This window comes from Pseudomonas sp. NPDC088414, assembly GCF_044753325.1.
Taxonomy (GTDB): Bacteria; Pseudomonadota; Gammaproteobacteria; order Pseudomonadales; family Pseudomonadaceae; genus Aquipseudomonas.
The window spans coordinates 150,030-162,893 of record NZ_JBIVMY010000004.1; the positions used below are offsets into that span (position 1 = coordinate 150,030).

At 60.3% G+C, this 12,864-nt stretch carries 9 protein-coding genes; 5 read left to right on the plus strand and 4 right to left on the minus strand.

The genetic code is table 11. The features are described 5' to 3' along the window. Positions 1-98 precede the first annotated feature (98 nt). From ACIP8I_RS07200 to ACIP8I_RS07215, 4 genes are all read left to right on the plus strand, one after another. Positions 99-3,206: an efflux RND transporter permease subunit gene (locus tag ACIP8I_RS07200; RefSeq protein WP_400759828.1), complete on the plus strand. Its 3,108-nt coding sequence runs from the start codon at positions 99-101 to the stop codon at positions 3,204-3,206. Beyond that, positions 3,203-4,663, plus strand: a complete 1,461-nt coding sequence (locus ACIP8I_RS07205) for an efflux transporter outer membrane subunit (RefSeq protein WP_367084644.1) — start codon at positions 3,203-3,205, stop codon at positions 4,661-4,663. The genes ACIP8I_RS07200 and ACIP8I_RS07205 overlap by 4 nt, the downstream gene beginning before the upstream one ends. A 253-nt stretch (positions 4,664-4,916) precedes the next feature. Beyond that, positions 4,917-6,998 (plus strand): putative bifunctional diguanylate cyclase/phosphodiesterase, encoded by a 2,082-nt coding sequence (locus ACIP8I_RS07210; protein ID WP_400759831.1) that lies wholly within the window; start codon positions 4,917-4,919, stop codon positions 6,996-6,998. Between the two features lie 244 nt (positions 6,999-7,242). Then, entirely contained in the window at positions 7,243-7,989 is a 747-nt protein-coding gene (locus tag ACIP8I_RS07215) for an SDR family oxidoreductase (protein ID WP_007968514.1), read from the plus strand. 109 nt (positions 7,990-8,098) lie between these two features. Here the strand turns inward: ACIP8I_RS07215 and ACIP8I_RS07220 are convergent, their stop codons facing one another. The 4 genes from ACIP8I_RS07220 to ACIP8I_RS07235 all read right to left on the minus strand — a co-directional run bounded on the left by ACIP8I_RS07220 (position 8,099) and on the right by ACIP8I_RS07235 (position 12,226). Continuing rightward, positions 8,099-8,539 carry a hypothetical protein gene (locus ACIP8I_RS07220; protein ID WP_400759833.1) on the minus strand — a complete coding sequence of 147 codons (441 nt, stop codon included), beginning with the start codon at positions 8,537-8,539 and terminating at the stop codon, positions 8,099-8,101. Between the two features lie 182 nt (positions 8,540-8,721). Then, a complete protein-coding gene (mapR, locus tag ACIP8I_RS07225) occupies positions 8,722-10,131 on the minus strand; it encodes a GntR family transcriptional regulator MpaR (protein WP_329697883.1) in 1,410 nt (469 codons plus the stop codon). Between the two features lie 220 nt (positions 10,132-10,351). Further along, the gene (gene ccoG / locus ACIP8I_RS07230) at positions 10,352-11,782 is read right to left on the minus strand and encodes a cytochrome c oxidase accessory protein CcoG (RefSeq protein WP_400759835.1); all 1,431 of its coding nucleotides are present in this window, start codon (positions 11,780-11,782) and stop codon (positions 10,352-10,354) included. Positions 11,783-11,977: 195 nt separating this feature from the next. Beyond that, positions 11,978-12,226, minus strand: a complete 249-nt coding sequence (locus ACIP8I_RS07235) for a DUF3203 family protein (protein ID WP_400759838.1) — start codon at positions 12,224-12,226, stop codon at positions 11,978-11,980. 124 nt (positions 12,227-12,350) lie between these two features. Between ACIP8I_RS07235 and ACIP8I_RS07240 the strand changes: the two genes are divergently transcribed. Next, on the plus strand, positions 12,351-12,863 hold the full coding sequence (locus ACIP8I_RS07240; RefSeq protein WP_400759839.1) for an MgtC/SapB family protein: 513 nt from the start codon (positions 12,351-12,353) through the stop codon (positions 12,861-12,863). The last annotated feature ends 1 nt before the right edge of the window (position 12,864 follow it).

Consider the following 12,864-nt stretch of genomic DNA (forward strand, 5'->3'; position numbering starts at 1 on the left):
AGCAGTGTGTCTGTCCCTACCGATATTGAATGTGCCGACCTCATCGCGAGCAGGCTCACTCCTACAGGGGAGTGCGGTGAAAGTAAGGATCTTGGTCAATGAACCTCTCCGGTCCTTTCATCAAGCGCCCGGTCGCGACCATGCTGCTTTCATTGGCAATCATGCTGCTGGGCGGCGTCAGTTTCGGCCTGCTGCCGGTATCGCCGCTGCCGCAAATGGATTTCCCGGTGATCGTGGTCCAGGCCAGTCTGCCCGGCGCCAGCCCCGAGGTCATGGCGTCCACGGTGGCGACGCCGCTGGAGCGCTCGTTCGGGGCGATTGCCGGTGTCAACACCATGAGCAGCCGTTCCAGCCAGGGTTCGACCCGGGTCATTCTGCAATTTGACCTCGACCGTGATATCAACGGCGCGGCGCGGGAAGTGCAGGCGGCGATCAACGCTTCACGCAACCTGTTGCCGAGCGGGATGCGCAGCATGCCGACCTACAAGAAGGTCAACCCGTCGCAGGCGCCGATCATGGTGCTGTCGCTGACTTCGGATGTGCTGGAAAAAGGCCAGCTCTATGACCTGGCCTCGACCATCCTCTCGCAGAGCCTGTCCCAGGTGCAGGGTGTCGGTGAAGTGCAGATCGGCGGCAGTTCGCTGCCGGCGGTGCGCATCGAACTCGAGCCGCAGGCGCTGAACCAGTACGGCGTGGCGCTCGATGACGTGCGCAAGACCATTGCCGGGGCCAATGTGCGCCGGCCCAAGGGTTCGGTCGAAGACGGCGAACGCCTGTGGCAGATCCAGGCCAACGACCAGTTGGAGAAGGCCAAGGATTACGAATCACTGATCATCCATTACAACAACGGCGCGGCCCTGCGTCTGAAGGACGTGGCCAAGGTCAGCGACGGCGTCGAAGACCGCTACAACAGCGGTTTCTTCAACGATGACGCAGCGGTGCTGCTGGTGATCAACCGCCAGGCCGGCGCCAACATCATCGAGACGGTCAACGAGATCAAGGCGCAGTTGCCGGCGTTGCAAGCGGTACTGCCGGCCAGCGTCAAACTGAACCTGGCGATGGATCGCTCGCCGGTGATCAAGGCCACCCTGCATGAAGCGGAAATGACTCTGCTGATCGCCGTGGCGCTGGTGATTCTGGTGGTGTTCCTGTTTCTCGGGAATTTCCGCGCCTCGCTGATTCCGACGCTGGCGGTGCCGGTGTCGCTGGTCGGGACCTTCGCGGTGATGTACCTCTATGGCTTCTCGCTGAACAACTTGTCGCTGATGGCGCTGATTCTCGCGACCGGACTGGTGGTGGACGATGCCATCGTGGTGCTGGAGAACATCTCCCGGCACATCGACGAAGGCGTCAAACCGATGCAGGCTGCCTATCTCGGGGCCAAGGAAGTCGGTTTCACCTTGCTGTCGATGAACGTGTCGCTGGTAGCGGTGTTCCTGTCGATCCTGTTCATGGGCGGGATTGTCGAGAGCCTGTTCCGCGAGTTTTCCATCACCCTGGCGGCGGCGATCGTGGTGTCACTGGTGGTCTCGCTGACCCTGACGCCGATGCTCTGTGCGCGCTGGCTCAAGCCACACACGCCGGGCCAGGAAAACCGTCTGCAACGCTGGAGCCGCCGCGCCAACGACTGGATGGTCGGCAAGTACGCCACCAGTCTCGACTGGGTGCTGCGCCATCGGCGTCTGACCTTGCTCAGCCTGATCATCACGGTCGGGGTCAACGTCGCGCTGTACGTAGTAGTACCGAAGACCTTCATGCCGCAGCAGGATACCGGCCAGTTGATCGGTTTCGTGCGTGGCGATGACGGCCTGTCCTTCAGCGTGATGCAGCCGAAAATGGAAACCTTCCGCCGCGCCGTGCTCAAGGACGAGGCGGTGGAGAGTGTGGCCGGGTTCATCGGTGGTACCAACGGCACCAACAACGCGTTCATGCTGGTGCGCCTGAAGCCGATCAAGGAGCGCAATCTGTCGGCGCAGAAAGTCATCGAACGCCTGCGCAAGGAAATGCCCAAGGTACCCGGCGCCCAGTTGATGCTGATGGCGGACCAGGATCTGCAGTTCGGTGGTGGCCGCGAGCAGACCACCTCGCAATACAGCTACATCCTGCAAAGCGGTGATCTGGGCGCGTTGCGCGAGTGGTATCCGAAAGTGGTCACTGCGCTGCGCGCACTGCCCGAGCTGACCGCCATCGACGCCCGCGAGGGCCGTGGTGCGCAACAGGTGACGCTGATTGTCGACCGTGACCAGGCCAAACGCCTGGGTGTCGACATGAACATGGTCACCGCAGTGCTGAACAACGCCTACAGCCAGCGGCAGATTTCGACGATCTACGACAGCCTCAACCAGTATCAGGTGGTGATGGAGGTCAATCCGAAATACGCGCAGGATCCGGTGACGCTCAATCAAGTGCACGTAATCACCGCCGACGGCGCACGGATTCCGTTGTCGACTATCGCCCATTATGAAAACAGCCTGGAAGACGACCGCGTCAGCCACGAAGGCCAGTTCGCCTCCGAAAGCATCGCGTTCGACATGGCTGAAGGCGTGACCGTGGAGCAGGGCAGTGCCGCGATCGAGCGGGCGATTGCCAAGGTCGGCCTGCCGGAAGACGTGATCGCGAAAATGGCCGGCACCGCCGATGCCTTTGCCGCGACCCAGAAAAGCCAGCCGTTCATGATCCTCGGCGCGTTGCTGGCGGTGTATCTGGTGCTCGGCGTGCTGTATGAAAGCTACATTCACCCGCTGACCATTCTCTCGACCTTGCCCTCGGCCGGGGTCGGCGCGTTGCTGTCGATCTATTCGCTGGGCGGCGAGTTCAGCCTGATTTCGCTGCTCGGATTGTTCCTGCTGATTGGTGTGGTGAAGAAAAACGCGATCCTGATGATTGACCTGGCGCTGCAACTGGAACGCCATCAGGGCCTGTCGCCGCTGGAGTCGATCCGTAGCGCCTGCCTGCAACGGCTGCGGCCGATTCTGATGACCACCCTGGCGGCGATCCTTGGTGCCTTGCCGCTGTTGCTCAGCCGCGCCGAAGGCGCGGAGATGCGCCAGCCACTGGGCCTGACCATCATCGGCGGCCTGATCTTCAGCCAGGTCCTGACCCTCTACACCACCCCGGTGGTTTACCTCTATCTCGACAAGCTGCGCCACCGCTTCAACAAGTGGCGTGGCGTGCGTACTGACGCCGCTCTGGAAACTCCGCTATGACCGATCGTTCGCTTCTCAATCTGGCCACTGCGCGCGGCTCGCGTCTGCTGAGCCTGTCGCTGTGCGTGGCGATGCTCAGTGCCTGCGCCGTCGGCCCGGACTATCAGCGCCCGCAGACCGCCGAGGTCGCGCAATACAAGGAAGCCAAGGGCTGGCGTCAGGCCAATCCGAGCGACTCGCTGGCCCGTGGCGCCTGGTGGGAGTTGTATGGCGATCAGCAGCTCAACGGCCTGATCGAGAAACTCAACAGTTCCAACCAGACTGTCGCGCAATCCGAAGCCCAGTTCCGTCAGGCTCAGGCTCTGGTGCGCAGTGCCCGTGGGGCGTTTTACCCGAACGTGGACCTGAGCGTGGGCAAGACCCGTTCCAGCCAGGGCACCGGCAGCAGCAGTTCGAGCCTGAGCAGTTCGGCCAGCGGCATACGCGACACCTACAACGCGCAGTTGGGTGTGAGTTGGGAAGCCGACATCTGGGGCAAGTTGCGTCGCGGTCTGGAAGCCAACGAAGCCAGCGCCCAGGCCAGCTTCGCCGATCTGGCCGCGATGCGCCTGAGCCAGCAGTCGGAGCTGGTGCAGAACTACCTGCAACTGCGGGTGATCGATCAGCAGAAACGCTTGCTCGAGGCCACCGTCGCGGCCTACGAAAAGTCGCTGCAAATGACCCAGAACCAGTACCGCGCCGGGATTTCCGGACGCGATGCGGTGGCGCAGGCTCAGACCCAGCTGAAAACCACTCAGGCCGATCTGGTGGACCTGATCTGGCAACGTGCGCAGTTCGAAAACGCTATCGCCGTGCTCACCGGGCAGGCGCCGGCGGAGTTCAGCATCGCTGAAAGCCAGAACATTCCGAACCTGCCGCAGATTCCCCTGAGCCTGCCTTCGCAGTTGCTGGAGCGACGTCCGGACATCGCCTCGGCGGAACGCTCGGTAATCGCCGCCAATGCCAATATCGGCGTAGCCAAAGCTGCGTATTACCCGGATCTGACCCTGAGCATGAGCGGCGGTTACAGCAGCAGTACCTCGAAAAATCTTCTAACGCTGCCGAACCGTTTCTGGTCGGTGGGGCCGAAACTGGATTTGCCGATTTTCGATGGCGGGATCCGTTCGGCCGAAGTTGATCGCACCGAAGCGGTGTATGACCAGACCGTCGCCAAGTACCGCCAGACCGTGCTCGACGGTTTCCGTGAAGTGGAAAACTATCTGGTGCAATTGAAGGTGTATGAGGACGAGGCGGGTGTGCGTCAGGAAGCACTGGATGCTGCACGCGACTCGCTGCGCCTGACCCAGAACCAGTACAAGGCCGGGTTGATTGCCTACATCGATGTGGTTGTGGTGCAGGCCACGGCGCTGAGCAACGAGCGCACTGTGCTGAATATCCTGCAGAATCGCCTGATTGCCAGCGTGCAATTGATTGCGGCGCTGGGCGGCGGCTGGGACGGACAACTGGCCACCGAATAGCCTGTGTAGGAGCTGCGGCACGCTGCGATCTTTTGATCTTAAAAAACAAGGTCAAAGGATCGCAGCGTGCCGCAGCTCCTACAGGTTGTGATGGTTGTTCCAGAGCCTTGCGTAGTGATCAAACAAGCGTTTCATCGGGTTGATGGCAAAATGATTACTTTGTCAGTGCGTTCTTCCGCGCAATCAGTACAATCGCCGCATTTGCCCGACCGAGAATGGACGCAGTACGGCGCGGGTGGTCGCGAGAATCTTCATGCTCATCGGTAATTATTCCTTCACCCTGGTTTTCATTTCTTTGTGTGTGGCGATCCTCGCGTCCTACACCGCGCTCGACCTGACCGGGCGCATCGCCAGCGCCCGTGGGCGAGCGGTGCATTTCTGGACGGCGGGCGGTGCACTGGCGATGGGGGTCGGCGTCTGGTCGATGCACTTCATCGGCATGCTGGCCTTCAAGCTGCCGATCGACCTGGGCTACGACATCGGCATTACCGCGCTGTCGCTGTTGATCGCAGTGCTGTCCTGTGGGTTTGCCCTGTGGCTGGTCAGCCAGCCGAAACTGCCGATTCTGCAATTGGCCTTTGGTGCTTTGATCATGGGCGCCGGCATCAGTGCAATGCATTACACCGGCATGGCCGCGCTGCGTATGACGCCTGGCATCGATTATGACCCGACCCTGTTCGGCGCCTCATTGCTGATCGCGGTCGGGGCCTCGGCGGCGGCGTTATGGATCGCCTTCCGCCTGCGCCAGCACTCGCCTTATGTGCGCCTGATTCGCGGCGGTGCGGCGGTGATCATGGGCATCGCGATTGTCGGCATGCACTACACCGGCATGGCCGCCGCGCAATTTCCTGACGGCAGTTTCTGCGGCGCAACGCTCGACGGCCTCAAGGGCAACGGCCTCGACAATCTGGTGTTGATCACCACGCTGGCGGTGCTGTCGATCGCCTTGCTCACTTCGATTCTCGATGCTCGCCTTGAAGCGCGCACTGCCGATCTGGCGCATTCGCTGACCCTGGCCAACCGCGAATTGACGCAACTGGCGTTGCACGACACCCTGACCGGTCTGCCGAACCGCATGCTGCTTGATGACCGGATCAATCAGGCGATGAAAAAAGTCGAGGAACAGGGCGGCTGTTTTGCGTTGATGTTCATCGATCTGGATGGTTTCAAACCGGTCAACGATGCCTTTGGCCATCACATGGGCGACCAGTTACTGCGTGAAGTCGGGGGGCGTCTGCGTGAAGACCTGCGCAGCCAGGACACATTGGCGCGGATCGGCGGCGACGAATTCGTGCTGCTGGTACGCCTGAGCGAACCCGACGATGCGCTGGGCCTGGCCGCGCGTCAGGTCGGGTTGCTCGGTCAGGCGTTCCGCGTGGCCGAGCACGACTTGCAGATTTCCGCCAGCGTCGGCATCGCCGTGTACCCGGGCAATGGCCAAAACGCGCAGGAACTGCTGATGAACGCCGACGCGGCGATGTATCACGCCAAGGGCGGCGGCAAAAACGGTTACAGCTTCTTCGATGCCTCGATAAACAGCAACGCGCGCAAGCAGTTGCAGTTGTTACAAGATTTGCGCGCCGCGCTGGAGCACAGTCAGTTCAGCTTGTACTTCCAACCCAAATTCGACGCCGCCAGTGGCCGTCCGGTCGGTGCCGAAGCCCTGCTGCGCTGGCAGCATCCGACCCAGGGCATGCTGCTGCCGGACAAGTTCATCGATCTGGCGGAGAAGACCGGCCTGATCATCGCCATCGGCGACTGGGTACTCAACGAAGCCTGCCGGCAGATGCGCGAATGGTACGTGCTCGGTTACACCGATTGGCGTATCGCGGTGAACCTCTCGGCCCTGCAGTTCTGCCACGCGGGGCTGGTGCAGAGCGTGGCCAAGGCACTGGCGACCCATCATCTGCCGGCCAACAGCCTGACCCTGGAGATCACCGAAACCACCGCCATGAGCGACGCCGATGCGAGCATGACGGTGTTGCAGGAGTTGTCGGACATGGGCGTGGACCTGTCGATCGACGACTTCGGCACCGGGTATTCGAGCCTGATGTACCTCAAGCGCCTGCCGGCCAACGAGCTGAAGATCGATCGCGGTTTTGTCCGCGATCTGGAGCACGACAGCGATGACGCGGCCATCGTTTCGGCCATTGTGGCACTGGGGCAGGCCCTGGGCTTGCGCATTGTTGCCGAAGGCGTGGAGACCGGCGTGCAGCAGGATTTCCTGACTCAATTGGGCTGTGATTCGTTGCAGGGCTATCTGTTGGGGCATCCGCTGCCGGCGGATCGTTTCATGCAGAACATTGCCCGTGGAGAGACTCAGGCGGCTGTCTGACTGCAATCTGTGGCGAGGGAGCTTGCTCCCGCTGGGGCGCGAAGCGGCCCTGTCTTTACTCGGTTTGTACCGTGTTGGCCGGATTCACGACTGCTTCGCAGCCGAGCGGGAGCAAGCTTCCTCGCCACAAAAAAAACCTCAGTGTCATGCAGGGTTTTGTCTTTGACAGACCCCATGCAAAACCGCCCAATGGCGGTTATTCTTCCACCCGACTGTTACGTGTGCATTGGGGGGAAGGGCCAGCATGGATAAAGTCATGGTTATCACCGGTGGCGGGCGCGGAATTGGCGCCGCTACGGCGTTGTTGGCTGCCGGGCAGGGCTATCGGATTTGCATCAACTATCAGTCGGATGAACAGGCCGCGCAAAGCGTGCTGGAGCAAGTGCGGGCGCTGGGGGCGCAAGCCATTGCGGTACGCGCCGATGTCAGCATCGAAGACGAGGTGATCGCGCTGTTTCAGCGGGTCGATACCGAACTGGGACGGGTCACTGCGCTGGTCAACAACGCCGGCACCGTCGGGCACAAGTCGCGGGTCGATGAAATGTCCGAATTCCGCATTCTCAAAATCATGAAAACCAACGTCCTGGCGCCGATCCTCTGCGCCAAGCACGCGATTCTGCGCATGTCGCCCAAACACGGCGGGCAGGGCGGCAGCATCGTCAACGTCTCCTCGGTCGCCGCTCGTCTGGGGTCGCCCAACGAGTACGTCGACTACGCCGCGTCCAAAGGCGCGCTCGACACCTTCACCATCGGCCTGTCCAAGGAAGTGGCGGGCGAGGGGATTCGCGTCAACGCGGTGCGTCCGGGTTATATCTACACCGATTTCCACGCATTGAGCGGTGATCCGGATCGAGTCAGCAAACTGGAGTCGGCGATTCCGATGGCCCGGGGCGGGCGGCCGGATGAAGTAGCGGAGGCGATTGTCTGGTTGCTGTCGGACAAGGCTTCTTATGCGACGGGGACGTTTGTTGATCTGGGGGGCGGGCGTTAGAGCCTGGAAAAGCAAGATGGAGGTGGAGGAAAAGTCCGGTTGTTGAGGCGGGTGGAGTGAGGCACGGAAGATCAAAGTTATGTGCCGTGCTCACTCTGAACTGAAATTTTTAATGCTGAACTACATGGATGTCATTAAATCCGACGAGTACCTGATCAGTAGGGGCTGTAAACATCGAGATCCAAAGTTCATTCCTATTGCTCTCGGTGATTGACAACTTTGCCTTCACTGAATGCCATTTCCCATCCGCAGCAGGAGCGGAAATATCAATGTAATCCTTGCCTCCAAAGGTTTTCAGCCTAAATGTCTGTATTTCGATACCTTCTGGAACAGACATTCTGAATGTGATCTTTATATCTTTCTGTTCGAAATGGACAGGAAATTTTTTCCTTAGATCGAGAGAGGAATTTTGTCCATCACCTGTTCGTGTTAACTTAACCCCTAAGGCGATTTCTCTTTTGTCGTCAATCACTCTGCTATTGTCGCCGCTGGTACTAAGCCAGGTATAGTGAAAGTTCGTGTAATCGTCAATGTAGCTCTTTGTGCTCATTGGAAACTCCTTGGCATAAATTGCTTTGGATAAGATTGAGTTAATTGTTCTGTACGGGGCATTGGTAATAGCCAGTTAACTTAACTTAACTTCATCTTTAGCCTATTTTGACCTGAGCGTTTTATCTACTGTCAGAAATACTAGGTTTTTCCTGTTTTACCTGCCGTCGGTCTGATTTTGAGCTAGAACGACCGCACAATCCGCCCCAACGTCTCCATCGCCTTCTCCGAACTCTCAGTCCACGGGCTGCCGTAATTCAAGCGGATGCAATTCCTGAAGCGCTGGGTCGGCGAGAAGATCGGCCCCGGCGCGATGCTGATGCCTTGCGCCAACGCCATCTGAAACAACTTCAGCGAATCCATCTGCGGTGGCAGTTCCAGCCACAGGAAGTAGCCGCCGGCCGGCTGGCTGACGCGGGTCTGCGCCGGGAAGTAGCGGGCAATTGCTGCGAGCATCGCGCTTTGCTGTTCTTCCAGGGCGTAGCGCAATTTGCGCAGGTGGCGGTCGTAGCCGCCGTGCTGCAGGTAGTCGGCGATGGCCGCTTGTGCCGGCATCGAGGCACACAGCGAGGTCATCAGTTTCAGCCGTTCGATTTTCTGCGCGTAGCGCCCGGCGGCAACCCAGCCGATGCGATAGCCGGGGGCCAGGCTTTTGGCGAACGAACCGCAGTGCATCACCAGCCCTTCGGTGTCGAACGCCTTGGCCGGTTTCGGCGCTTGCTGGCCGTAATAGAGTTCGGCGTAGACATCGTCCTCGATCAGCGGCACCTGATGCCGGCGCAGCAGTTCCACCAGTTCCTGTTTCTTCGCCTCGGGCATGGTCGCGCCCATCGGGTTCTGGAAACTGGTCATGCACCAGCAGGCCTTGATCGGATGGCGTTCCAGGGTCTGCGCGAGTACGCCGAGGTCAATGCCGTCGCGCGGGTGCACGGGGATTTCCACGGCTTTGAGTTTAAGGCGCTCCAGAACTTGCAGGCTGGCATAAAACGCCGGGGCTTCGATGGCCACCAGATCCCCCGGCTCGGTGACCGCTTGCAGGCACAGGTTCAGCGCTTCGAGGGCGCCATTGGTGATCAGCAGTTCTTCCATCGGCAGCATCAGCCCGCCGACCATGTAGCGCAGGGCGATCTGCCGACGCAGTTGCGGGTTGCCCGGCGACATGTCGGTGACCACCATGCGCGGGTCCATCTCCCGCGCCGCACTGGCCAGCGAACGCGACAGCCGTTGCAGCGGGAACAGAGTCGGGCTGGGGAACGCCGAGCCGAACGGCACGGTGCTCGGGTCCTTGATCGATTCCAGCACCGAGAACACCAGTTCGCTGACGTCGACTTCGGTGGAGTCGTTGACGTGGCTGCTGATCACCGGCTCCGAGAACGGGCTCGGTGCGTGGGTGTTGACGAAGTAGCCGGAGCGCGGCCGCGCACGGATCAGACCGCGACGTTCCAGCAGGTAATAGGCCTGGAACACCGTGGACGGGCTGACCCCGTAAGTCTGGCTGGCGTAGCGCACCGACGGCACCCGCTGCCCGGGGCCGAGCACGCCGGAGCGGATCAGTTCAGCGATGTCGTCGGCGAATTTTTCGTAGCGTTTCATCGGGGGCCTTGGTGCTGGTTGGATGTGTAGGGTGTCAGGGAAAGCCCCTCACCCTAGCCCTCTCCCGGAGGGAGAGGGGACTGATCGGGTTGTATGTTCGAGTTACGCCGACTTGAAAGCCCGGAGTCGAACTCGGGTTTGAAAGCCACTGAGATCTGCTCCCTTTCCCCCTCGCCCCCTGGGGGGAGAGGGCTGGGGTGAGGGGGAGGATTCTAACGGCTCAGCGATTCATCGGCGCCACAAACCTGCTTTTCGCCACGCTGTAAATCTGCGGCTCGTCGCTGTCGGCGATTTTGAAGCTCAAGGTCTGCGAGCTGCTGGCCGGACGTTCCGTGGTCATCGCCACCGACACTGGCACATCGACAATCTCTCCCGGCGCCAGACTCAGTTCGGTCTTGCCCTGCAACTGGAAGCCATCGCCCTCCACCAGGCTCAGGGTGTAGTCCTGGCGCTGTTGGGTTTTGTTGATGACTTTAAGGGTGTAGATGTTCTCGATCTGGCCCTGACCGTTTTCACGGAACAGCCCGCGATCCTTGGTCACGTCCAGCGAGACCATTGGCCGCTCGACCAAGGCCAGCGCCAGTGCGCCGATCATCACCAGCAGCACCGCGACATAACCGATCAGCCGTGGCCGCAGCAGATGGGTCTTGCCGCCCTGCAATTCGCGTTCGGAACTGTAACGGATCAGGCCGCGCGGGTAGTTCATTTTGTCCATGATCGAATCGCAGGCGTCGATGCAGGCCGCGCAGCCGATGCATTCCATCTGCAAGCCGTCGCGGATGTCGATGCCGGTCGGGCACACCTGCACGCACAACTGGCAATCGATGCAATCGCCGAGGCCGGCTTCGGCGGGTTTCACGTCGCGCTTGCGCGGGCCACGGTTTTCCCCGCGGGCGACGTCGTAGGAGATCGCCAGGGTGTCCTTGTCGAACATCACGCTCTGGAACCGCGCATACGGGCACATGTGCATGCACACCGCTTCGCGCAGCCAACCTGCGTTGATGTAAGTGGCGGCGGTGAAGAACAACACCCAGAACAGACTGACCCCGCCGATCTGCAGGGTGAACAGCTCTTCTGCGAGCGGACGGATCGGCGTGAAGTAACCGACGAAGGTCAGCCCGGTCAGCACGCTGATCGCCAGCCACAAGGTGTGTTTGGCTGCGCGCCGGGCCAGTTTGTTCAGGCCCCAGGGTGCCGCTTGCAGTTTGATCCGCTGGTTGCGTTCACCTTCGGTGACTTTCTCGCACCACATGAAGATCCACGTCCACGAACTCTGTGGGCAGGTGTAACCACACCAGACCCGGCCAGCGAACACGGTGATGGCGAACAGGCCGAACGCGGCAATGATCAGCAGCGCCGAAAGCAGGATGAAATCCTGCGGCCAGAAGGTCGCGCCGAAGATGTGGAATTTGCTTTCGGCCAAGTCCCACAGCACCGCCTGACGCCCGCCCCAGTTCAGCCACACGGTGCCGAAGAACAGCAAAAACAGAAACCCCGCGCCGCTCATGCGCAGGGTTCGGAACAGGCCAGTGAAACTGCGGGTGTGGATCTGCTTGTCGGTGGAGCCGGCCTTCGCCTTCATCGGGCGACCAGGCACATTTTTTATGGTTGGCGCTGCTTCTACGGTTCGGACGGGGATTTGTTCGCTCATGGTCATTCGCTCATCAGCCTCCATCAGGCGGATGAACTATGAGCGCCGATCTGTTTGCATAACAGACTCAGCTATTTGAATAAAAAGCGGATCAGATGGCTTTTTGCGCCGGCCCTGCGACAACTTGAAGCAGCCCGCAGGCGCAGGCGCAAATGCCTAACGCAGGCGTTTGCGCCGGGTGTTGATCCGGGTCAGTCAAATCACCGAATCACTCTCGTCAGCCTTCAGGTGCTTGCGACCATCCCTGGCGCCAGCGACGGTCAATGCGTCGGCCTCGGCTTCGGTGATGTAAACCCGCCGGCTTTCAATTTCCACGAACGACATGGCTTTTTCGCTATCCGTTTTGACTTCCAGGGTGTCGCAAATGCGAATTTCCTCGCCATTCTCGACCGTGAAAAAACACATTTTCTGCTCAGGATTGGATTCATCGATGCGAACGGGCATGGGGGGCAGTCCTTTTTCAGGGGGATCTGCAAGGTTAGGGCGCCGCATTGGCCGATCGTTCTGCGCAACTGATTAATGGTCGCTGCTGTCCATCCCTTATCCAACCAATAACAAGGATCAAACGATGAATGCCTGGTGGCATGAAGTGTGGGAAACCCTGCAAGCGGAGTTCGCTGACATCGGCGATGCCTCACAACTGACACGCATCACCGTTCGTTTGGTGATGGCGGCGGTGCTGGGCGGAATTCTGGGCTTTGAGCGCGAACACAAAGGCAAGGCCGCCGGGGTGCGAACGCACATGCTGGTGGCGCTCGGCGCGGCGCTGTTCGTGCTGGTGCCGCAGACCTCCGGGGCTGAATCGGACGCGATGAGCCGGGTGCTGCAAGGGGTGATCGCCGGGATCGGTTTTCTCGGTGCCGGGACGATTCTGAAGAATCAGGAAGGTGACGAAGGGCACGTGAAAGGGCTGACGACGGCGGCAGGGTTGTGGATGACAGCAGCGATCGGCGTGGCGGCCGGGTTGGGCAGGGAAGCGACTGCGCTGCTCAGCACTTTGCTGGCGTTGGGGATTTTCAGCGTGATGCCACGGGTGGTCAGGGTGTTCGAGAAAGACGGCGAGAAAAACCAACACCTGTAAC

Coding starts and splice junctions, on each gene's coding strand:
- ACIP8I_RS07200 (WP_400759828.1), top strand. CDS start 99: ATGAACCTCTCCGGTCCTTTCATCAAGCGCCCGGTCGCGACCATGCTG.
- ACIP8I_RS07205 (WP_367084644.1), top strand. CDS start 3,203: ATGACCGATCGTTCGCTTCTCAATCTGGCCACTGCGCGCGGCTCGCGT.
- ACIP8I_RS07210 (WP_400759831.1), top strand. CDS start 4,917: ATGCTCATCGGTAATTATTCCTTCACCCTGGTTTTCATTTCTTTGTGT.
- ACIP8I_RS07215 (WP_007968514.1), top strand. CDS start 7,243: ATGGATAAAGTCATGGTTATCACCGGTGGCGGGCGCGGAATTGGCGCC.
- ACIP8I_RS07220 (WP_400759833.1), bottom strand. CDS start 8,539: ATGAGCACAAAGAGCTACATTGACGATTACACGAACTTTCACTATACC.
- mapR (WP_329697883.1), bottom strand. CDS start 10,131: ATGAAACGCTACGAAAAATTCGCCGACGACATCGCTGAACTGATCCGC.
- ccoG (WP_400759835.1), bottom strand. CDS start 11,782: ATGAGCGAACAAATCCCCGTCCGAACCGTAGAAGCAGCGCCAACCATA.
- ACIP8I_RS07235 (WP_400759838.1), bottom strand. CDS start 12,226: ATGCCCGTTCGCATCGATGAATCCAATCCTGAGCAGAAAATGTGTTTT.
- ACIP8I_RS07240 (WP_400759839.1), top strand. CDS start 12,351: ATGAATGCCTGGTGGCATGAAGTGTGGGAAACCCTGCAAGCGGAGTTC.